General features: G+C 41.0%; 17 protein-coding genes. 8 read left to right on the top strand and 9 right to left on the bottom strand.

Annotated elements, in window-relative coordinates; genetic code table 11:
• Positions 1-7: 7 nt before the first annotated feature.
• The gene (locus ADICYQ_RS16315) at positions 8-1,501 is read left to right on the top strand and encodes a DUF1501 domain-containing protein (protein WP_020893447.1); all 1,494 of its coding nucleotides are present in this window, start codon (positions 8-10) and stop codon (positions 1,499-1,501) included.
• Positions 1,502-1,527: 26 nt separating this feature from the next.
• Here the strand turns inward: ADICYQ_RS16315 and ADICYQ_RS16310 are convergent, their stop codons facing one another.
• The 5 genes from ADICYQ_RS16310 to ADICYQ_RS16290 form a co-directional block, all read right to left on the bottom strand.
• Complete coding sequence (locus ADICYQ_RS16310) at positions 1,528-2,829, bottom strand: DUF2254 domain-containing protein (protein ID WP_020893446.1); 1,302 nt, start codon at positions 2,827-2,829, stop codon at positions 1,528-1,530.
• A 140-nt stretch (positions 2,830-2,969) separates the two neighbouring features.
• On the bottom strand, positions 2,970-3,446 hold the full coding sequence (locus tag ADICYQ_RS16305; protein WP_020893445.1) for a DUF4199 domain-containing protein: 477 nt from the start codon (positions 3,444-3,446) through the stop codon (positions 2,970-2,972).
• Positions 3,447-3,457: 11 nt separating this feature from the next.
• Complete coding sequence (locus ADICYQ_RS16300; protein ID WP_020893444.1) at positions 3,458-3,844, bottom strand: VOC family protein; 387 nt, start codon at positions 3,842-3,844, stop codon at positions 3,458-3,460.
• Between the two features lie 73 nt (positions 3,845-3,917).
• The gene (locus tag ADICYQ_RS16295) at positions 3,918-4,502 is read right to left on the bottom strand and encodes a Crp/Fnr family transcriptional regulator (RefSeq protein ID WP_020893443.1); all 585 of its coding nucleotides are present in this window, start codon (positions 4,500-4,502) and stop codon (positions 3,918-3,920) included.
• 39 nt (positions 4,503-4,541) lie between these two features.
• Positions 4,542-5,564, bottom strand: a complete 1,023-nt coding sequence (locus ADICYQ_RS16290) for a quinone oxidoreductase family protein (protein ID WP_020893442.1) — start codon at positions 5,562-5,564, stop codon at positions 4,542-4,544.
• A gap of 196 nt (positions 5,565-5,760) precedes the next feature.
• Here ADICYQ_RS16290 and ADICYQ_RS16280 point away from each other — a divergent pair, with 196 nt between their 5' ends.
• Entirely contained in the window at positions 5,761-6,981 is a 1,221-nt protein-coding gene (locus ADICYQ_RS16280) for a DSD1 family PLP-dependent enzyme (RefSeq protein WP_020893441.1), read from the top strand.
• A gap of 126 nt (positions 6,982-7,107) precedes the next feature.
• Here the strand turns inward: ADICYQ_RS16280 and ADICYQ_RS16275 are convergent, their stop codons facing one another.
• Positions 7,108-8,277 carry a cation:proton antiporter gene (locus ADICYQ_RS16275; protein ID WP_040416719.1) on the bottom strand — a complete coding sequence of 390 codons (1,170 nt, stop codon included), beginning with the start codon at positions 8,275-8,277 and terminating at the stop codon, positions 7,108-7,110.
• A gap of 202 nt (positions 8,278-8,479) precedes the next feature.
• On the opposite strand from ADICYQ_RS16275, the gene ADICYQ_RS16270 reads away from it, so the two are divergent.
• Entirely contained in the window at positions 8,480-10,762 is a 2,283-nt protein-coding gene (locus tag ADICYQ_RS16270) for a hypothetical protein (protein WP_020893438.1), read from the top strand.
• A 107-nt stretch (positions 10,763-10,869) separates the two neighbouring features.
• Here the strand turns inward: ADICYQ_RS16270 and ADICYQ_RS30865 are convergent, their stop codons facing one another.
• Both ADICYQ_RS30865 and ADICYQ_RS30860 read right to left on the bottom strand, forming a co-directional pair.
• Positions 10,870-11,892 (bottom strand): DUF4139 domain-containing protein, encoded by a 1,023-nt coding sequence (locus tag ADICYQ_RS30865; RefSeq protein WP_020893437.1) that lies wholly within the window; start codon positions 11,890-11,892, stop codon positions 10,870-10,872.
• A gap of 8 nt (positions 11,893-11,900) precedes the next feature.
• Complete coding sequence (locus ADICYQ_RS30860; RefSeq protein ID WP_020893436.1) at positions 11,901-12,737, bottom strand: mucoidy inhibitor MuiA family protein; 837 nt, start codon at positions 12,735-12,737, stop codon at positions 11,901-11,903.
• A gap of 681 nt (positions 12,738-13,418) precedes the next feature.
• On the opposite strand from ADICYQ_RS30860, the gene ADICYQ_RS16260 reads away from it, so the two are divergent.
• The 5 genes from ADICYQ_RS16260 (at position 13,419) to ADICYQ_RS16240 (ending at position 22,066) form a co-directional block, all read left to right on the top strand.
• Positions 13,419-16,460, top strand: a complete 3,042-nt coding sequence (locus tag ADICYQ_RS16260; protein ID WP_020893435.1) for a SusC/RagA family TonB-linked outer membrane protein — start codon at positions 13,419-13,421, stop codon at positions 16,458-16,460.
• A 165-nt stretch (positions 16,461-16,625) separates the two neighbouring features.
• A complete protein-coding gene (locus tag ADICYQ_RS16255; protein ID WP_040416730.1) occupies positions 16,626-18,404 on the top strand; it encodes a RagB/SusD family nutrient uptake outer membrane protein in 1,779 nt (592 codons plus the stop codon).
• Between the two features lie 7 nt (positions 18,405-18,411).
• Positions 18,412-19,782, top strand: a complete 1,371-nt coding sequence (locus ADICYQ_RS16250) for a dienelactone hydrolase family protein (RefSeq protein ID WP_020893432.1) — start codon at positions 18,412-18,414, stop codon at positions 19,780-19,782.
• A gap of 20 nt (positions 19,783-19,802) precedes the next feature.
• The gene (locus ADICYQ_RS26175; protein WP_020893431.1) at positions 19,803-20,720 is read left to right on the top strand and encodes an alpha/beta hydrolase family protein; all 918 of its coding nucleotides are present in this window, start codon (positions 19,803-19,805) and stop codon (positions 20,718-20,720) included.
• A 41-nt stretch (positions 20,721-20,761) separates the two neighbouring features.
• A complete protein-coding gene (locus tag ADICYQ_RS16240) occupies positions 20,762-22,066 on the top strand; it encodes a RidA family protein (RefSeq protein WP_020893430.1) in 1,305 nt (434 codons plus the stop codon).
• Positions 22,067-22,312: 246 nt separating this feature from the next.
• Here the strand turns inward: ADICYQ_RS16240 and ADICYQ_RS16235 are convergent, their stop codons facing one another.
• Positions 22,313-22,861 carry an REP-associated tyrosine transposase gene (locus ADICYQ_RS16235; RefSeq protein WP_040416717.1) on the bottom strand — a complete coding sequence of 183 codons (549 nt, stop codon included), beginning with the start codon at positions 22,859-22,861 and terminating at the stop codon, positions 22,313-22,315.
• Positions 22,862-23,151: the final 290 nt, after the last annotated feature.

The following is a 23,151-nucleotide window of genomic DNA, read 5'->3' as shown; positions in this document are numbered from 1 at the left end:
TTTCACCATGTGCAATCACCATAAAAATCATCCTTTTCAAGCATACCCAGACCTTCATGAGTTGGAGAAGAAAATAGACCGCAGGCATTTTCTGACCAAAACAGCCATGGGAATGGGTGGTTTGGCGCTAGCTTCATTATTCTCTAATGATGGGCTGATGGCTAAGGGAATGGATTCTAGTTTGGGGACAGCCCTGCCTGGACTTCCTCACCATGCGCCTAAAGCGAAACGGATCATTTATCTTTTTCAAAGTGGAGGGCCTTCACAGCTTGATCTTTTTGACTACAAGCCAGGCTTAAGCGATATGCACGGAAAAGACCTTCCCGAGTCTATCAGAGGTGGTCAGCGACTTACAGGCATGAGTGCCAATCAAAGTATCTTTCCCGTGGCGCAGTCCAACTTTAAATTTCAGCAATACGGAAAAAGCCGAACCTGGGTGAGTGAGTTAATGCCCTATACCGCAGAAGTGGTGGATGAACTCTGCTTTATCAAATCCATGATTACGGAGCAAATTAACCATGATCCAGCAATAACCTTTATGCAAACTGGTCATCAGTTGCCCGGAAGACCCTCTATGGGGGCCTGGCTTTCTTACGGGCTGGGTTCAGAAAATCAAAACTTGCCAGGCTTTGTGGTTTTGGTGTCCAAAAATGCGGTGAGGGATCAACCTCTGTATGCCAGGCTTTGGGGCAATGGTTTTTTGCCTTCTCAGCATCAAGGTGTACAATTCAGATCAGGAAAAGATCCGGTGCTTTTCTTGAGCAACCCGGAGAACTATGACGGTAATGACCGTAAAGAAATGCTGGATTACCTCAAGGATTTGAATGGCATTCAGTATGACACCTATGGGGACCCTGAGATCAATGCCAGAATTGCCCAATATGAAATGGCCTTCCGTATGCAAACTTCTGTTCCAGAAGTTTCTGACATGTCTGATGAACCGGATTGGGTTTTTGATTTATATGGAGAAGAAAGCCGTGATCCAGGAACCTATGCTGCGAATTGCCTTTTGGCCAGGAAGCTGATAGAAAAGGATGTAAAGTTTGTTCAGCTGTATCATCAAGGTTGGGACCAACATGGAAACCTTCCCAGTGGCATTAAAAATCAATGTGCCAAAACGGATCAGGCCACCGCGGCCTTGATTAAGGACCTTAAGCAAAGAGGCTTGCTTGAAGACACCTTAGTGGTTTGGGGTGGAGAATTTGGAAGAACAGTTTATAGTCAGGGAACACTAACAGCAGATAACTATGGAAGGGACCATCATCCCCGTTGCTTTACCATGTGGATGGCAGGAGCTGGAGTAAAGCCAGGCTTCACCTATGGGGCTACGGATGATTTCGGATACAATGTGACCCAGGATCCTGTGCATGTGCATGATTTTCATGCAAGTTTAATGCATCTATTTGGGGTCGATCACGAAAAACTCATCTTTAAACACCAAGGGAGAAGGTACCGCCTTACCGATGTGGCAGGAAATGTGGTCAATGACCTTTTTACTTAGGTTTTCAGCGGGGTTTACATTTTTCATCAATCCTTAATCGCATCAAATCTTTCCTGAAGATCCTCAAGATCATTTTTTTCGTCAATTGAAATTTCCGCCAGGTTAAGAATCATTTTTGCATGCTTTTTTATCACCTCTTTATGATGCTGCTCCTCAGCAAAATCCCAAAGAATAGCCATGGCAGCCATCAAGTGGATAATAACAGGAGGGTTTCCCTTTGAGTATTGCCTGATCGCATTGAATGCTGCATCCATCATGCCTTCGAAAGTCAGTGCATTGGCATAAATTCTCAGCCTATCATGCGCTCCGATTCTGTAGGATGAAGGGAATTTTACTGTGGTGAGGTAAGCCATGGTATTGCTAAGGTTATCAATACATGCAATGGCAGTATAAGGATCGTTGACACCTGGGGACAAGGCTCGGGCAGCTATTTCCACCATTTGGTGGATGGCATGTTCAGCGTCTTGTTGGGAAGTTCTGGTTCTTCCTGTAAGGAAATTATCTTTTAGGGTTTCCAGCTCTTCATCAGACAGGTTTTTGTGGGAATAAATTTTACCCATTTCTCTCCCTAGAAATAAATAATCACCAGGTCGAAAATAGAGCTCAAGAAAAAGGTCCTTGTCTGATACTTCCTCCATTAAGGTTTCAGCATCTATGTATTGCAAATAACCTTCTTTGTTGCTTTTTAGAGCTGTAGTATAAGAAAATTTTGATCTGACCTCTTCTAATTCAAAAGTTGAGCTTGCCGCTTTCCCAATTTGTTCAGGGAAAAGGACCTTTAAATTCGTAGAGAGATTTTTAGAAATTTTACCAATGATGTTGTCTGCCTGTATGCTATTGGCCACGTGATGGATAAAAATGATTAGCAACAGGATATTGCCAATGGTCATCACTAGGGCAAAAAAGACGGATATTATAGGGACAAATTCTAGTTGGTCGGTGTCTTTCACTGTGTTAAGCACAATCAAGCAGTAAATGTACAAGGAAACGTAAGTCCCTAATACCGTCTGGTTGATTCGATCATACATGAAATTCTTTATTAGCCTGGGGCCGAATTGGCTACTTGCCAGCGTAAGGGCAACTAACGTAATGGAAAACACTGTTCCTGCCACCCCAATCATGGCTCCAGCTATGGTTGAGAGAATATCTTTGGCGGCATTAGGACTGCTGGGGAATAAATATTTCCAGCCTCCTTTTGGCTCAAATGCGTTGGTGCTATCCAAATAAACGAGCCAAAATGGTAGCGCTATACCAAGGGCAATAATCAAAACAGGTACAAACCAAAAAGTAGACTTGAGTTTAGACCACCAGAAAAGCAATTTTTTCATACAGAACCTTTTGAGTAACTGAATTCAAGTTACCAAATAACGCTTAATTTCCTACCACAAAGATTATTGAGGAAGAATGCGAAGCGCTTTTGGAAAGAAAGCTGATTCCCTGTTGCCTTTACAATTCTGACAAAATCAAGCTATTTTTTTACCGTAAATGCGGCCACTATTCCTGAAGTAACAATCCCCATAATTGGGGCACCTAAAAGGCTTTGGATCATGTAGCTCTTTAAATTAAAATAATCATTGGCCTCCTGCTGTGTCATTTTTCCATTTTCTACAGCATAGGCGATTACATTTTCAAAATACTGGGGTGTAATGATGGAAAGGGTTATCCACTGCGTCAAAGGGGTAAGGATGGTCACTACCAGGGTGATTAATAAACCAGTTTTAAATCCTTGTAAATAGGTCATTTTGCCAGAATAATAAACCCTTCGCTTCTCCAGCAAGGCAAAAACATAAACAGCAATTGCAGGAATAGCGATCAAATTGGTATAGGTGGCATGATGCGCAATTAAGTCATCATGCAAACCCACAGAACGCTCTATAAACATCCAGACCAATCCCATAATGGCAAAAATTACTCCCCATTTGATTTCAATGGCGTATTTTTTCATTGCTTGTTCTTTTACATTGAATAAAGCCCAAAGGTATTGCCTTCTGTATCCATACAAACGGCGCAAAAGCCATGTTCACCTATTTGGTATTTAGGTTGCAGCACCTTGCCGCCGGCTGATTCCACCCTACTTTGTTCATTGGCACAATCGTCACAAGTGAAGTAGATCAATGTGCCTCCAGTCCCTGGTTTCATTTCACTGGACTTTACCAATGCACCAGAGGCATTAATGCCTCCATGAACATAGGGAAAAGCCACCATTTGAAGATCTTCTACCCCCATCGGAACTTCCATGTCTTCTAGCGTTTTGTTTAATACCTGGCTATAAAATTTCTTTGCCCTGTCCATGTCTTCAACATAGATTTCAAACCAGTTTACGGGATTTACATTTGCGCTCATGAGTTGTTTGTTTAGATTTATTTCGAAAAGTAATTAATATAGTAAAAATTACGCTTGTCATAGGGCAAGAAATTCAATGTTCTTTGGCGACTTCATTTCTAATCCTACTCAATGAAGTATCTGTAACGCCCAAATAAGTCGCAATTTGCTTCAATGGAGCTTGTTGAATAATCAAGGGCTGCTCTTTTTGAAGCCTTAAATACCTTTCTTTCGCTGAATCGGTAATCATATGTAGTGAACGCAACTTGTTTTCCAAAAGGGAATTTGTCATCCATGTTCTTCCCCATTCTGAAAACCCTTGGATTTTTTCAAACAAAGCCTGAAAATCGCTAAAGTCAATCTTCCAGCATTCACAAGCCGTTACTGCCTCAATATTTTCCTCTGTTGGAACCCTTAAGAACAAAGAGGCAACTTCTATGACCACATTCCCAGGACTGAAAAAGCTTGTAGTGATGTCTTTTCCAGCACTATTAACTGCAAAAGCTCTGGCCAAGCCAGACTCCATACAATAATAGGCATTTGATTGCTGCCCCTCCTTTAAAATAATTTCACCCTTTTTAAAAAAGACCTTTTTATGGGCTTTAATAATTTCCTCACTGGCAGCTGAGTTTAACTGAGGATGCTGGTAGATGGATTTGAGTATTGAAGATGGATTCATAAGCGGCCTTTTATAAACTTTTTTCAGTCATGATATGGCTTACCAATAAACATAAATTTTGCCAATACTTTTTCCTGATTCCAAAGCCATGTGCGCTTCAGCTAATTTTTCAATTGGGAATGCTCCTCCCACCTTTGGAGCAATTTTTTTATCGTTGTACAATTGAATAAGTTCATTCAGACAGGTTCCTATAACTTCTACTTTATGGTCAGCAAAGCGCAACATGTTCACTCCAATAAGCGCCTGGGCTTTCATCATCATAAAAAGAGGGCTTACAAAGCCGGTTTTGAACAAAAAGGAAACATCATTGAGCAAATTGTTCTTTTTCCCGCTTCTGGCAGCACCACCGAAACAAAAAAGTTTTCCACCATAGCCTAGTAGCTTAAGGTCTATTTTAAAACTATTTCCTGCCACAGCATTAAAAATATGGTCTACAGGGCGCTTACCCAGGTGCTTAATGATCCATTTTTTATAATCTGTTTGGTTATAATTAATTGGGTAAGCTACCTTTAAAGCTTTCAGGTACTCCATTTTTTCATCTGAACTACAAAGCCCTATCACCTTTACACCTTTTAAGTGACATAGTTGTGTGAGTGCGGTGCCTACACCGCCGGCACAAGCATGCACGAGGGCTATTTCACCTTTGCGCATTTGCTGAAAATAATGGGTCATGTAATATGCGGTGCAGTATTGGGTGGCCAGCGCACAGGCTTCTCCCCCTGAAATTTCTTCTGAAATTACACCCAATGCCCTGTAATCTGCAACAGCCTCTGTAGCGTATCCGCCAAATCGTGTAAAGGCCACCACTCGCTTGCCTATTAAAGATTCAGGGGCTTCAGCACCAGTTTTCATCACCCTACCTACTACTTCGTAGCCAGGAACAAATGGCAGCTTTGGGGCTTCCTTATAAAGGCCATTTCTAGCCATTACGTCTGCGTAATTTAAACCAAAACCCTCCACTTCAATTTGCACTTCATTGGCTTTGGGTGAGAGTGGAGTAGATTCTTGAATTTTAAAAGCCTCATCAGCATGCCCATATTTTATTATTGTTGCCTGTTTCATCGAGGTGGTTTGTTTTTCAGTATGAATATACAATTTTTATTGAAATCCAGATGGACTGGTTACCAGTATTGTAAGGGCTGTGAAGCAGTTTCTCTCTTTCAAATTTTTTATGAAGGGATTGTGTGCCAAAAGTGATTGAATCAGTTGTTAAACCAACAATAATTAATATTTTTAACCATATTAAAACCACTAAAAGATGAAAAACCACTTCAACCGTAGAAAATTTCTTCAGTTCACTGGCATGGCGGGGTCTGCTGCGCTATTTCCTGGAAATGCATTTTCAAAACCTGCGCCTTTATTCGGGCAGGATGAAATTGGCCTTTCTAAATGGGAGCTGGAAACACCCTCACTTTGTCTGGACCTGGACATTATGGAGTCCAATCTTAAAAAGGCTCATGAAAACCTTAAAGGAACAAGTATTGGGGTGAGGCCACATACCAAAACACATAAATGTCCAGCGCTAGCTAAAATGCAGATGGATGCAGGGGCCGTTGGGGTATGTACTGCCAAACTATCAGAATCCCAGGTCATGTTAGAAAATGGCATTTCCGAAGTCCTGATGACGGGTGTAAATATCAGCACTGCTAAAATCAGAAAGGCAATGCAATTAAGGAAAACCCATTCAGGGTTTATTCAAGCAGTAGACAACAAACAAAACGTTAGAGACTTGCAGGAGGCTGCTAAGGAAGCCGGAATCATTGCTGATGTTGTCGTTGATCTGGATGTGATTCGGAGGTCGGGAGTACCCACAGGTCTGCCTGCGTTAGAACTTGCGCAACTCATTGACCAGTCGCCTAATTTAAAGTTTATGGGGATTCTTGCCTACGATGGAGGTGCACAGCACATCAAAGGTTATCAAAAAAGATTGGAAAGGACCATTCAAACCTTTGAACCAGTATCAGAAACGCATAAAATGATGGTTCAATCTGGTTTGAACGTAGAAATTTTTAGTGGGGCAGGAACAGGTACCTACAACATGATGGCTGATGTACCAGGCTTTACTGATGTGCAGGTTGGGAGTTATTTATTTATGGATACGCAATACATGGCCATAGGAAGTGAAAGAAATGAAAGCCTTTACGATGATTTTGATCCTTCTCTTACTGTCTTGGCATCGGTTATTAATTCCAATCACCCAAACAGGTTGATTACGGATGCTGGAGCCAAATCCCTGACTATCAATAAGCCGAGTGGAATGGTAATAGGAGAGCCAGGCTTTAGCTACAATGCAGGATCTGATGAATACGGAACGGTTACTTATGAGACGGCCAATAAAACTTACAAGACAGGAGATCTACTGGAAGTAATTGTTCCCCATTGTGATCCAGCCGTAAATTTGTATGATCGAATATATGGAATTCGTAAAGGCAAAGTAGAAAGCATATTGCCGGTTATGGCAAGAGGGCATTCTCGATAGCATAAATGTTCAAAAAGCTAAATGACCTCAAAAATGACTATTTATAATCTATTTTGAGGTCATGAGGTTTAATTTTCTAAACTTACCTCTTGCTGATCGTTGCTTTTTCCTTTGTCCTCCTCCTCTTTACTCGTCACGGGTTTTTGAGGTCCACATGCCTAGCATCAAGGCCAAAGAAGTCAATATAATTACCTGAATAATCAAAGAATCATTGATTATAGAAATTGACATTGCCACTGGAACACTGAGGTACAAAAGAATGGTTACCAGTCCTCTGGGGGAAATAAACATCAGCGGTAAGAGGTTTATTTTGAAAACTTTTAAAATAAGGGCTCTAAGCAAGAATATTCCGGCAGTGATGGAAATGGACCAAATCAACGTTTCCGAATTGAAAAGTTCATTGGTTTCGATTAGAAAACCGAATACAAGGAAGAAAAGGGTTCGGATCAAAAAGGTGAGTTCCATGGTCAGCTCCTTGAATTTTTTAATTTCTTTTTTAAAGCTTTTGGTGTGTAGCTTTTTAACGATTACACTTTGCTTCAGTTGATTCAGGTTACCAATAAACAAACCAAATAGTAGGATGAAAATTAAGGCAGGTAAATGATAAAGTTCAGATACAGCAAAAATAAGCACGATCATAAGTATAATCGGAGCAAATTTCACAGGGTGCTTGATGCGGCTCAATAGAAAGGCCAACATAATAGTTGCAAAGAAAGTAACAATCAAAATCATGACGATCTCCCCAAAGAAAAGGCCCAGGGTTTTTACGTTCATGATCTTTTTCTCAAGGAGAAAATTGAAAAGAAGCACACCAAATATATCAGAAACACTACTCTCATACGTTACAAATTCACGGTTCTCAGACCTTAAATTTTGAACAGATGGAATGGCAATTGCACTACTTATTATGGCAAATGGAATGGCATTAAGTAAAGCAGATTTAAACTCTACTTCTGTAAAAAACTGAATGGCATAAGCAAGACTAAAACTAATAACGACTACAGGAATTATGGCGATTAAAATCGTTTTACCAACAAATGATAATTTAGAAGTATCAAAATCAAGTTCTAAGGCTCCTTCTAAAACGATCAACACCAAACCAATAGTCCCTAAGAATGGCAATACTGTGGTTAAGTCTGGAATGTCTAGGTCAAAAAAGGCTGCTGCCTGGTTTGCTGACCACCCCATTGCAAACAATAAAATCACTGGCGGGATTTTTGTTTTAGCAGATGTAATGTCAAAAAAGTATGCAAAAAGCATTAAAGCACATAGTACAATAATAATGGGTAGGGCCATAGATGGTTGGTTTAAGTTTAGGGGGTTTTCTCCTATTTAATAATTAATCAAAACCCTGCGTTTTCTCATTAATTTAAAATATGCCAAGCATAAAATTACAATAAAGTCTGCCAAGTTAAAATTTTAGCTTTTATTAAAGCTTAAATTTTTCTTAATTTAAGACTGCTAAATGACGAATTTATACCACCTTCTTAACCGACTTATGAAACTATTTTTCGCATTTTCCCTTTTTGTTTGTGTATTCTTTCAAGATCCGGTTTATGCCCAGAAGTCGTTGCCATTGGGTTCTCACCCACCTGCGCTTACCTTTGATCATTTTCCCAATAAAGCTTTTGCTTTCGTCTGGCGAAACTGGAACCTGGTAAGTCCTGAGAAAATGGCGGAGACCATTCAGTGTAAACCAGCTGATATTCTTTACTTGGCGCAACTTATGGGCCTGGAAGATCAGAAGCTTTTGTCCGAGAATTTCAAGGAACAGATTTATATTACCCTTTTGAGAAGGAATTGGCACTTACTGCCCTATGATCAATTGCTTACTTTATTGGACATGGATAAAGAAAGGTTGGAGTTTGCCTTGAAGGAAGATGATTTTCTTTTCCATAAATTTGGCAACTTAAAACCAGCCAGTCCGACCCTTCATTATATCAGCCCCACAGAAGCGGAAATAAAAAAAGCTGCTGCAATAAAAGAAGTTATTCAGCCTATTATTGAAATAAGTGACAAAAATCCTTCGGAAGAACTGTTTCATTTTATCGAAAAGCTTAAAACCTTTAATGAAGATGAAGCGATAATTGAAAGGGATACTTTGAAGGAAGACCAACTCCGATTTATTTATTCTTATTTTGGCATTTTTGGAGATCCTTTAATGGATGAACAAAATGACCCCTTTCCCAATGGCCTTTTACAGAAGTTAGCCCAGAAAGGTGTCAATGGGGTGTGGATGCATGTTGTTCTCAGTCAGCTTGCACCAAAAGGAGAAGCCTTTCCCGAGTTTGGAGAAGGCAGCGAGACCAGACTTCGAAACCTGCAAAAGATAGCGCAGCGAGCAAAAAAATTTGGTATCGACATCTACCTATACATGAATGAACCAAGGGCACAGCCTCAGGCATTTTTCGAAGAACGTCCTGAAATGGCTGGTTTACAAAAAGATGATTTTACAACCATGTGTACTAGCAATGAGGAGGTTCGAGATTGGATGGAGCATTCCCTTACCCATGTTTTTACCGAAGTGCCCGAATTGGGAGGAGTGTTTACCATTACCGCTTCAGAAAACCTTACCAATTGTGCCTCACATGGAGGCAAAGATGAATGCCCCAGATGCAGTGTGCGTCCTTACGAAGACATTATCGCTGAAGTTAACCGTACGATTGCCAATGGGGTTCATGCTGCAAAACCTGAAGCGAATGTAATTGCCTGGGATTGGGGTTGGAACGGTCATGGGATGGCAAGAGATGTGATCGACAAATTGCCAGAAGATGTTTGGTTGATGTCTGTCAGTGAATGGGCCAAACCTATCGAGAGAGGCGGGATTCCGAATACTGTAGGAGAATATTCCATATCTGCAGTTGGGCCGGGGCCTAGGGCAAAATCTCATTGGAGTGGTGCCAAAAAGAACCTGCTTAAAACGGTTGCCAAAGTTCAGTTTAACAATACCTGGGAATTGTCCGCCGTGCCATGGTTACCAGTAATGGACCTGGTGGCGCAGCATGCATCCAATTTAGCGCAAATGGATATCGATGGCTACATGTTGAGCTGGACACTTGGGTCTTACCCTTCTCCAAATCTTGAAATAGCGAAAAAATTCTCTGATGATCCAGGTGCAAGCATTGAAGAGGTACTTAATTCCCTGGCTTTGGAAAGGTATGGAAGGGCAGCAGTTCCCTATGTAAGGAATGCCTGGACTACATTTAGCACTGCTTTTGAAGAATACCCCTATGATATTCGAGTGGTCTATTCTGCTCCGCAGCAGTATGGCCCATCCAATCTTTTATTTTTGGAGCCCACAGGTTATCGGTCTACCATGGTAGGTTTTCCTTATGATGATCTTAAAGGTTGGTCTGGTCCTTATCCGCAAGAAATATTCATTTCCCAATTTGAAAAAGTAGCCACGAAATGGGAAAAAGGTTTAAAATTCCTTGAAGGCGCCATTGAAGTAGCAGAAAATGAATCGTATAAAAAGCTATTGGAAGAAGACCTTAACCTGGCCAAGGCTGCTTATCTACATTTTTTATCTGTAGGGCAACAGGGTCGATTTATATTGGCCAGGGACATATGGCTTGAAAGTCAAAAAACCGATAAGGTCCTTCGGGATCAGGTGAAGGCTATTTTACAGAAAGAAAAGCAAACGGCAATTGAGCTATTGGAAGTGATCCGAAAAGATTCCAGAATAGGGTTTGAGGCCTCCAACCAATATTATTATGTGCCACAGGATTTGCTGGAGAAAGTAATCAACTGTCAATTTTTGATAGATGAACTTGATAAATAGTGAGATTAATAGTTGAAAAGTCAAAAAAATAAGAGCCGTGGATAAAACGCACGGCTCATATCAATAAAATTCATTCTTAATAAGAAGTTTGAATTTTTGCCTTTTTACTATTCAATGACAAGATTCTTATTTCTAGGGTACTCGACCTCATATTTCAATTCCAGCACCTTGGAATCCGAAGGAGCTAATTTAAACTCCCACTTAATCTCACCAGATTTAGCGTCATGTTTTCCTCCGGAAAGACTTTGTACGGCTACCTCTATTTCTTCCAAAGTAGAAACAGGCACCTGGTCCAAAACAACCATTGAAATGGGCTGGCTTTTATTGTTTTTAATGGTGGTTTTCCACATTCTACTTGCCGTCTTTTTACTGCCTAAAAACGATTTTTCTGTGAAATCACTTTCTTTCTCCCTTTCTATTGCGACCATTTTATCTCTTCCCAGAGAGATTTCCAGGGTATCAGAAGCATAACGCACATCCAGCAGGCTTTTACCTACGAAGGTTTGTTCAAAAAACACATTGGCCTCTCCTTCCAAAAGTTGGTATTGCTCCCAGTTAGTAATCCCAGCAATCAGGTAAGCCGTGTTATTGACCTTGGGTACAGCAAAATACTGGTAGAAGGCAGGCAATTCATAAGTGACCATATCCACAGTATAATTTTTACTGTCCGATTGAATAGAATAAGGGCTGTTGATTTCAAAATTAATAGCTGTTTGGTTTTCCACCTGAGCAATAGGAAGGGGAATACTTTCCATAAAAGGCAGACTTTGATCAAAATCCTCCTTGAAATTTAATATTTCTTGGCCTTTCATTTTTCTATTTAATGCATATCCAGTAGCAACTACCTCATTCAATGCCACCTGATCCTCTCTCATTAATACATTCATTACATCTGCAGTAATTGGTAAAGTCTGTGGTATGTAGCCCACATATGAATAAGTCAATTGATTTGCACGGTTAGGAAGTGTAATACTGTAATTGCCATCAAAATCTGAAACCGTTCCTATGGTGCTACCCGCTACATTAATGGTTACACCGGGTAGACCTTGTCCTTCCGGGTCTATTACTTTTCCCGTCACGCTTCCTGTCCTTTGACTATAACTAGGAGGTGCGGTATTGTAATTAAGCAAATAAGGCTTTAATTCCGGAGCAACACCAGAGACACTTGGCTCAGCTGAAGAAAACTAAGTTTAATATTGTCCCAATCTACCTTGGTGTCTTGTCTGACATTGGCTTTGTAATGCAAACTAACCGGGCTATTGATGTCCTTGGCGCGGATGTCATAAGAAGGAAACCAGCCAGCATTGTCTACAAGGTAGGACAACTCGAAAGAATAACTACCGGGCACTTTAGCATCTACTCTTACCAAGACCTCTCCTGTAGAAAACTCTTTTTCACCAGCTAAAGAATTGATTTGATTCTGAAGGTTGTTTTTCTGTTCCAATAATTTTTTGATGGTGTTGTTTCTTTCAATGGTTTGAAGCTTTAAGGCAGTCAGTTGATCCCCGTAATATTCAGCAGCCTGTTTGAGAGTGGCCACATTTAGGGTTTCATTTTTGCCTCCTATAAGTCGGTTGGTTTGCAGGAAAGTGATCTCCTCTTGGGCAATAGACAAATAGGCGTTTTCCAATTCGATCTTTTCATTGACCTGTTCAAGGTCTTTGTCCAGCTTAAGGAGCTCTTCAGACTTTACCGATTTATCCAGAAAGTTTTGTTGGTGATTAATGCCTAAAACAGTCAATTCACCTCCAGCTTTTAGCTGTATGCTTTTGGCTGCTATAAAAGGGGAGAGGTTGGTAAATTTGACAATGGATTCTCCTTTAGGCAAAACCACGGTTTCTTTTCTTAGTACTTGAGCACCTTTTAAAAAGACGGTGGCCTCTACCACTTTGGATTTGACTTCTTTTTCAGGTATTTCCTGAGTGAAGGATTGATTAAAAATCAGGAAGAACAAAAGGACGGACAAAGCTTTCATAAATAATGGGTTGGGTCGTTTTTATACAAAATGATAAATGAACTTCTTGAAAAGTAGCTGTTTTTAACCTGCTTACTTTTTCCTATACGAGGCTGAAACATTAAAAGTCACAAATCAGGCCAAAATCTAAAGCTTATACCATATGATGTTAAGGATTGTAAATTTGATTTAACCCTAATGCTTAGTATTGCCTTTTTTAACTACTGGCAGTGGGAATGTTTCTACAGTTAATAAACCTTTAAATACTCTTGATATAAATAATGAAATTTTGATTAATTAGGAAGGCAATTACTTATTAATATTCAGTTTGATACTGGTGGTTGGTATTTTTTGACCTTCCTAAAATTTTATATGTCCAGTCAAATACTTTTTATGTTTGAATACATGTAATGATTATTTAATAGCAATAATGTATTGTCATATATGATTTAATCATTATATTCCGGTTGCGTACCCGACATTCTCCAATGAATGTAAATGATAGTTATTTTCGCTTAAACTGTTAAAAAACCACTTACCAAAGTCCTTGTGGTTTTTATATAAATATTTCGAATGAACTGGTTTAACCTTATTCAATATTGAGCAAAGTTACAATGCCAACATTTACTATTGGTAAGTAGAGGCACCAGGTATTTATAAGTCATCGCTTTAATAATTTATTTAACCCTTAACCAATTTCTAATGAAAGAACATTTACTATTATCGGATGCTTTATCGGCGCCCAAAGGAATAAAGGATCCCAGGTCCTTTATGGTCTCTATGGGGAAGCGCTTCCTATTCTTATGCCTGCTATTGTGTTTTTCTACAGTTGCATCGCTAAAGGCGTTTCAGGCAAACCAAAACCTGACAATTTCAGGTACTGTCCTGGACGCTAACAACGAAGAAACTTTGCCAGGAGCAAGTATCATTATTAAAGGATCAACCTCCGGCACTGTTTCTGATATTGATGGAAAATTTAGTATCAATGTTCCCAATCCTCAGACGGTGCTGGTTGTTTCCTTTATTGGGTATATTAATAAAGAGATCACTGTCGGCAATCAAAATGAAATCACTGTTAACATGGTTTCCGATGCTGCAGAAATGGATGAAGTGGTTGTAATTGGTTATGGTACTGTTAAAAAACGTGACCTTACAGGGTCAGTGGAAAGAATCAACGCCGATGCTTTTCAAAACCAAACGATGACCCAGTTGACAGATATGTTGACGGGAACCGTGGCAGGATTTAATGCTAACCAGTCCACATCTGCTGCTGGAGGAAGCTCTCTGGAAGTTAGAGGCCCGACCTCTTTGAATGCCGGCACTGAGCCTTTGATTGTATTGGATGGGGTAATTTACAAAGGAAGTATTCAGGACATTAATCCCCATGACATAGAATCCATGGACATTTTGAAGGATGCAAGTTCTGCAGCTGTTTTTGGTTCCAAAGCTGCTTCCGGTGTGATTTTGATTACTACAAAGAGAGGGGAGTCCGGAAAGCCTACCATTAATTATTCAACCAGGATGGGAATATCAGAACCTGCTTCTGCCAGGAGGCCATTAGGTCCTGATGAATACATTCAATTTAGAACGGATTTTTTCCGAACTGTTTTCCCAAATACTCCTTATCATTTTTATACCAACCCCAATGAGCTTCCATCGGATTTGACTGTGGAGGATTGGAGAAATTTCGGAGACAACCCATTAGCGGACAATACTCAGGAATACATGTCAAGGTTGCGCCTTTTTCCGATAGAGCAGGAAAATTATCTGTCCGGAAATTCAACCGATTGGTATGATGTGGTCATGCGCAAGGGAGTTAGACAGACCCATGATTTAAGTATTGGAGGAGGAGCAGATGGATTTAATTATTATTGGTCCATAGGCTATACCGACAATGAAGGGGTAAGAGTGGGTGATGAATTTTCCTCCATTCGGTCCAAATTAAACATTGACTTTGATGTGACAGATTGGTTAAATGTTGGATTGAACACCCAGTTTTCTGACCGTGATGAGAGCGGGGTACCAGCAAGTATGGACTTTTATTCCAACAGCCCTTTTGGACGTGAGTTTGATGAAAATGGAAATTTGGAAAGGCTCCCTCACGGACACACTTTCCACCCGCTATTAGACAATTACCGGACGAGTAAACTAAGAAAAGTAAATAGCCTTTTTTCAATTTTATACGCAAAAGTAGCCCTACCCTTTGGTATAACTTATTCTCTTTCATTCCAGCCAAGGTATGAAACAATGAAAGATCTCAGGTTTATTTCTACAGACATCCGATTTGGAGGGAGTCCTACAGAGGATTTAAGTCAAGGGACCCGAAGTGAGTATTCCCATTATGAGTGGATGGTGGACAACCTTTTGAAATGGAACAAAAAAATAGGGATACACTCCATAGATGCTACACTTCTCTACAATTCGGAGGAAACGAAAAGATGGTCTTCAGACAATAGCAATATCAACTTTTTCCCAACTGAGGAGCTAGGATACAACGCCTTGCAATTTGGGAACAATCCAGCCCTCTCTAACTATGATTACAGAAGCACGGGGGATGCCATGATGGCCAGGGTCAATTATACGCTAAATGAAAAATACCTTTTGACAGCTTCTGTAAGAAGGGATGGCTATTCTGCATTCGGTCTTCAAAACCCCAGGGCTACTTTTCCTGCATTGGCTTTTGCATGGCAATTAGGTGACGAAGAATTTTTCGATTCTGAACTTATCAACCGAATGAAATTAAGACTTTCCTGGGGAGTCAACGGAAACCGGGATATCGGAATGTATGCTTCACTTGCCAGGTTGGGGTCTAATTTATGGTACGATGGAACTAGGCAAAGGGTAGGGGTTTACAATTCTTCACTTTCCAATGCCGGTTTAAGGTGGGAAAGAACGGAATCCATCAACCTTGGATTGGATGTAGGTGTTTTGGAAGACCGTATAGACATGTCCTTTGATTATTATGACATGACCACTACCGATCTTCTTATGAACCGTATTTTGCCTAGTATCACTGGCTTTAACGATGTTACTTCCAATTTGGGAGAACTTGGTAATCATGGCTTTGAAACCACTATAAATACCGTCAATTACAGTGATAGAAACTTCACTTGGAGATCCAGTTTGGTGTTCTCCCTGAACAGAAATAAAATCAAAAACCTGTTTGGTGATATTGGAGAATATACCTTATTGGGTGAGACACAAACAGGTGAAGTTCCTGATTATTCTAATCAATGGTTTCCTGGTCAAGCAATAGATGTGGTTTGGGATTATGAAATGCTTGGCGTATGGCAGGAGAATGAAGCGGATGAAGCTGCTGTTTATGGCATGCGAGTTGGTGACTTTAAAGCAGTGGATGTTGATAACAATGGTGTTTACAATGAACTTGTGGACAAGCAGTTTATTGGTTATGAAAGACCTCGGTATCGCTTTGGTTTCAAAAATGATTTTACCTTCTTGAAAAATTTCACGGCCTCTTTGTTTATCAGGGCAGATTTGGGTCACATTGGAGCCTATTCACCAGCGCTAAATGCTGGGTTTGAATCGAATGACAGAAGGAGCAGAAATGTAGGGCCAGTTCCCTATTGGACACCTGAAAACCCTATCAATGATTATGCTAGATTGGACGTAAGTACCAGTGGGTATGGAGGAGGTTTGATGGTCTACAAATCCCGTTCTTTTGTTAGAATTCAGGACTTATCCCTGGCTTATGCTTTTTCCATCTCATTTGACACAACGGATTAAACTTAACAATTTAAGGGTATTTGGGTCGATAAGAAACCTGGCCACTTTCACAAAATGGCCACATTGGGATCCAGAATCCGGCTCTTCTCCTATGCCTAGGATTTTCACCACAGGTATAAGTTTATCCCTTTAATGCCCTATTCTAAAAGACTAAATGAACAAATCATGAAAAATATATTAATCAAACCCTTTCTATCAGGGTTAATGCTTTTGATGTTCTTCTCCTGTTCAGAGGAGTGGTTGGAGCCTGATCCGCTTTCATTTTTGGCTCCTGAAAATGTCTATGTCAATGAAGCTGGATTTGAGGCCATTTTGGTGACACTTCGGAAGAACATGCAATTTGAATCTACTGGAAACAGGCATCCTTTGTCCATGGAACATGCTACTTCTGAACTGGCCATTCCTTTGGTTCAGGCAGATTTTAGAAGGAATACACCAAGCAATAGCGCCTTTTTCCCTTTTCTTAGCTATTTTGAAAATGTATATGAATTCATCAAAAATGCCAATGTATTGATCACCAGGATTGATGAAGTGGAATGGGAAGACCCAGAGGTTAGAAACCGGCTGCTTGGTGAAGCCTATTGGCACAGGGCTTATTGGTATTACCGTTTGGTTCACTCTTACGGGGATGTGCCTTGGATTGGAGTAGAATTGTCTGGAGCGAAACTTGATTTTCAAACCCATAGCAGATGGGTGATATTGGATGAAATCCAAAGAGACCTGGAAATGGCTGCTGAATGGCTTCCTGTAGAAGCTGCCAACCTGGGTGATGTTACAAAAGGTGCTGCCAATCATTTGTTGGCCAAAGTAAGTCTAGCCAATCTTGATTTTGACCAAGCAATTGCTGCTTCCACTAAAGTGATTGATGGTCCTTATGAATTAATGAATGAGCGTTTTGGAATTGATGCGGGCAATGAAAGTAAAAATGTATTGTGGGACCTGCACCGTTTTCAGAACGTTAACAATACACAGAATACAGAAACCATTTATTCCACCGTGGATAGGGCTGATGCCCCTCCGGGTACCTGGTCTGAAGGAACGTATACCATGCGTTGGTATTCTCCTTCCTGGTGGAAGATTTTGGATGGAGCTGGAAACAGGGCCTGTAACTGGAGCACCCCAGTGGGAGATACGCTAGGAATTGGCAATGGGGATGTAAGAACCAATGATTATTGGCATTACAAGATTTGGGAAGATGCCAACCATGCCTGGGATGAAACACCAGACTTAAGAAGATCCGCCAATAACTGGATAGAAATGGGTGATGAAATTGCGGAGATCCTAAATTGTACTGCTGGTTCACCGCAACTTGGAGAACCGCTTACCAAAAAGTTGTATGGAAGTTTGGTAGACACCACAGATACCTGGTTTCCTTGGCCTCATTACAAGACCTTTGTACCAACGCCAAACAATAGACTTCCCGTTGGTGGTCAGGGTGATTTCTATGTTTTCAGACTGGCGGAAACTTATTTGCTTCGTGCTGAAGCGCATCTCTGGAAAGGTAACCTGGGAGCAGCAGCCGATGACATTAATAAAGTTAGGGGAAGGGCAAATGCTCCTCTAGTGTCAACCACAGACGTGACCATTGATTATATTTTTGATGAAAGGGCGCGTGAATTATATACCGAAGAACCGAGACATACTGAAATGGTGAGAGCTTCCTATATCATGGCTAAATCAAACTTGGATGGTTATACCTTGGATGGTTTTAGTGATAAGAATTGGTATCACGACAGAGTTATCCGCCTCAATTATCACTATCAGGAACCCAAATTTCAATGGTTTGGAAACACGGCTGCCATTGACCCTTATCATGTGCTTTGGCCTATTCCTCAAAGTGTGATCACGGCCAATACTCTGGGCACGATCAACCAAAACATAGGATATGATGGCGCTGAAAACAATATTCCACCACTAGAAACAATTGATGACACTATAGAATAACTAAACCATGGGAAAGGAAAAATATTCAATCGGCTTTATTTTCATTATGTTATGGCTTTGTCCGTTTATGGCAAATGCTCAAGATGACAAAGCGGTCCGACAGGAATACCTGAAGGAGTTGATCCTTTTGCAGGAGAAACCTTCTAGCCATGATAGCTTTGTTGGTTTTCATGACCTTACCTGGGAAGATTGGATAGAAAGAACTGGTGAATTACCCCCTAATTACGGGGTAATTCCTTCCATTCCTTTTCTGCCTGATCCACTGATTATTGGGGAGGGCAAAGAAAATGAGAAAGTTACTACCATGGCTCAATGGGAGTCCCAGCGGGAGTATTTCAAGGAACAGGTTAAATACATCCTTTCAGGGACTTTCCCTGATCCTCCTACCAATCTGAAAGCTGAGATCTTGTCCGAAAGGACAAAAAATGGAGTCAGCATTCAGATGATTGAACTCAGGTTTGGAGAAGACCATAAGGCCAAATTGACTTTGGAAGTGTTTACCCCACCCGGCGAAGGGCCATTTCCAGTATTTATGACGCAATGGAACCACAGAGGATGGGCACAGATAGCCGTAAGGAGAGGTTATATGGGGCTGATTTATGCCGGGGCAGATGCGAAAGACGATACCAGGGAATACCTGGAACTCTATCCTGATTATGATTGGTCTACTTTAATGGCCAGAGCCTGGGGTGCCCATAGGGCGGTTGATTATTTGTATACCTTAAATGAGGTGGACAAATCCAAAATAGCCATAACCGGTCACTCCAGAAATGGAAAACAATCCTTGTTTGCAGCCGCTTTTGATGAGCGGATTACAGCTACCATTACAAGCAGTGGAGGAACAGGAGGGGAATTCCCTTACAGATATACCGATGAAAGACATTCCAATGAATCCATTGATTACCTGGTTTCCAGAAGAACCCATTGGTTGCATCCCCGCATACGGTTTTATTCAGGAAGAGAGCATAAAATGCCCATCGATCAAAATTCCTTAATGGCCTTGATTGCTCCCAATGCTTTGATGTTTAGCTCTTCCATCCGAGAAGGAGGTGGAGGAGATCCCTGGGCCATTGAGCAGATTTATACTTCACTTACCAAAGTTTATGACTTTCTGGATGCTCCGGAAAAATTGGGCATACGGCTGAGAGATGGGGAGCATGCGGTTTCAGAAAGGGATTTAGAGGCCTTTATGGACTGGCTGGACATACAGTTTGGCAGAAAGAATTTCCCATGGGACAATCACCTGAGTTACAATTATAGCTTTGAAAAATGGAAGAAAGAAAGTGGAGAATTCATTGATCTTAGCAAGTTTCCTATTCAGTCGACCCAAAATATTGCTGTCAATGTATCCCATTTGGAAAAGGACCAAGAAAAATAAAACAAGACCTCACCTGGCTGTTGGGTGATGAACCTGCAGGTTTACCTGCCAGTGACATTGAGACCCTAAGCCAAAAGGAGGATTATGTCAGCAGTTTTATGCCCCGACCAAAGGTGAAAAATGGTAAAAAACTTAATATTACGCCCTATAATGCCATGGGCGATTATTTATATGGATCCCTTTATTTCCCCACGGATGAAGCTGGAGAAAGAAAAGTAGGGGCCAATGGTAGAATGCCTGTGCTTATATTTTTGCACAAATACACCAATACGGGCTATGATTCGGAGTTAAATGCATTGATTAATGGGCTGTTGGCCAAAGGGATAGCCGTTTTGACATATGATATGATCGGCTATGGGGCCAGGATAGAAGAAGGCACTTTGTTTTACCAGAGATATCCCCATTGGTCCAAGATGGGTAAGATGGTCACCGATGCCAGAGCGGCGGTGGATGCATTGGAAAGTTTGGACTTTATAGATAACGATAAGATCTTTGTTGGAGGCTATGCTTTGGGGGGAACAGTAGGCTTGATCACGGCTGCACTAGAACCTAAAATAGCTGGGCTTGCTTTGTCCAGCGCTTTTACCCCATTAAGAAATGCCTCTGGAGATGTGGAGGGATTAAAAGCCTTTTCCCATTTGTATGGGCTAATTCCAAGGTTAGGATTTTTTGATGGAGAGGAAAACAGGATTCCTGTGGATTTTCCTGAAATACTCGCCAATATTGCCCCAAGACCACTAATGGTTATTTCTCCGGAGTTGGACAGGCATGCTGACCATGAAAATGTCATTAATACCATGGAAGATTTAAAGCAGTTGTACCAAAAATTGGGAGTAGGCGATGTGCTGGAATGGCAAAGCCCCCATGCTTTTAACCATTTTACGGAAGCCCAACAGCAGGAAATGATCAAATGGCTGGAGCAGCAAGTGGCAAAGTAAATTAATAGGGCTTAAGTTTGAGAAAAAGACACAAATCAATCATGACAATTTTAAAGAGGTCTGTTTATGGTGGGTTCGGTTGCCCTTCCGGAGTCAATTTTAATAGAATTAAGTGGGTGACGCTACATTATCCATTGGTTTTTTTGATGGTGTTTTTAGGCCTAATATTGGAGAGCAAGGGACAATTCCAAAGCAAAACCTCAGACATAAACTATATAGAACCGAATGAGGAAACCGGAACTTCGCTGGGAACTGTCGTGGGAGATGTTCCATTGGCTTTTACAGATCAAATTTTCCCCTTTGACGCTAACGGGAGCTTGGTAGGATCAAGTGATCTCAAAGTACAGGTTACTCAGGTGATTAAAAATATGGAGGAAGCTCTAGAAGCTGCGGATACCGATTTAAGTAAGTTGTTAAGGCTAAATGTTTACCTTCAGAAAGAAGAACATTCCAAACCTGTTCGGGAATTAATCAAGGAATTATTACCTGAAGGAGCATTCCCGGCCATTACCCTGATAGTTGCTAATCAAGCTCGGGAGCAGGTTTTAGTGAGTATGGATGGGATTGCTGTTGCGCCAATGACTTCAGTAACATCCAGAGGGGTGAATCTTCCTTTTAGCAAAGGGCTTTTCGAAAAAACCAACCGTGCTGCTGTTGCTGTCTTACCGGCAGGCAGGAAGGTATTTATCGCAGGTCAGGCTGAACCCGGTAAAGATCTATTGGAGGCCAGTGACAAAACCATGCAAAACCTTTTTGCTACCCTGGCTTATATTGGCGCCAGTGCCAGTGACGTGGTTCAGGTTAAAGCTTTTATCAATCCCATTGGGGATGCGGCAGCAGTAGAAGAAGTGATCGCTGCTTTTTTCAGAGGACAGCAAGTACCACCTATTGTCATGGTGGAATGGTTGGTAGAAGAAAACAAGGCTGAAATAGAATTGGTCGCTTCGGCTCCTGAGCATTACAATGACAAAGAAGCTGTCAGTTATTACGCACCACCGTGGATGATTCAGGCTACCACCTACAGTAGGATAGTAGACATTAAAAAAGGAGGGCTATTGTTTACTTCCGGCTTGTATGCGGCGGAAGGAAAAAATGAGGAAGAAAAAGCGAGAAACATGTTTGCCACCTTGTCTCGGATTCTTGAAAAAGCCGGATCCAATTACGACCACCTGGTAAAAGCAAGTTACTATCCTTCCCATGAAAAGGGGCGTGAGAGCTTGATGAAAGTAAGGACAGCATTTTATAATCCCGAAAGACCGCCTGTAGCTTCCTTGATACGAATTCAGGGGACAGGTCGAGAAGGCATTTACTTAAATGTGGACATGGTTGCAGTGGTGCCGGAGTGATTTGGTAAAGCTTTTCAAGCCCCGGGTCTGGTCTAAGTTTAGCAGCGCGTAACTTAGACCCAAAATGCAGAAAGTTTTCAACTTTCTTAATCTTCGCCTGAGTGTAGATTGCATTTACTCCTTCCTATCTAACGGAATCTGGAATACATATAGAGGCTGAAAAATAAATACCCGTCTGGTCTAAGTTTAGCGAAGCGTAACTTTAGACCTAAAATGCTGAAAGTTTTCAACTTTCATAACCTAACCTCAGGTGGCAAAAATAATAGGTATAACTCCCTTCCCTCCTGCATAGTCTATGGCACTGCTGTATTGGTAATGTTCAGGTAATACTACTAGTCCAGCTTCTACAGGGTTTTGATGAAGGTAATCCAATCGTTGTTTCAGCATTTTTGAGTTAGAAAGCTCTATGGGGTGGTTACTTTGTTGCCAGAATTGAAATTTTTCGTTGTTGGCGTTTCTTTTCCCTGCCCTTCCAAACATCCAAAGCATCCATTCTTTCCTGCTTTCTTTTGGGTTTTCGGCAATCGCTTTTAACAAAGCTTTGGAGGTATGCCGTTTCAAGTCCCTCATAATGTCTGAAAGTATATTGTTTTCAGAACTAATGATAAGGTGCACATGGCTAGGCATTATACACCAAGCATATAATTCTAACCCTTTGTTTTTGTTACAATACACCAGAGAATCAACGATAATTTCAAAGTATAATTTTCTCGTAAATACATCTATCCAGTTTACCGTAGCAAAACTTACAAAATAAAGTTCACGAGAATCATGGAAAACAAATTTTCTGCCCATAAAACTACCATGTCTAAATTTTTGAAAATAACTTTAGCAATGAGGTTTCAAACTATTATAATTTAGTGAAAATCTAGCTGTTTGGACCCACTCAAGTTGAAAACTTTAGACATGATGGGACGAAGTTACCGCTATCGCTCAAACTTCAACCAGTGGAAGGGCCTTTGCGAGGATCATGCACAAAGTAAACGTTGAAAGCTGCACGCAGAGTCGCGGAGTCGCAAAGAAGTATTTTAAAAATCTTAGCGCCTTCTCGAGAGCCTACTCTAGGCTGGTCACCCAAAATGACG

Source organism: Cyclobacterium qasimii M12-11B, from assembly GCF_000427295.1.
In the GTDB taxonomy this organism is placed as follows: domain Bacteria; phylum Bacteroidota; class Bacteroidia; order Cytophagales; family Cyclobacteriaceae; genus Cyclobacterium; species Cyclobacterium qasimii.
This window is presented reverse-complemented; position numbering and strand designations above follow the sequence as displayed.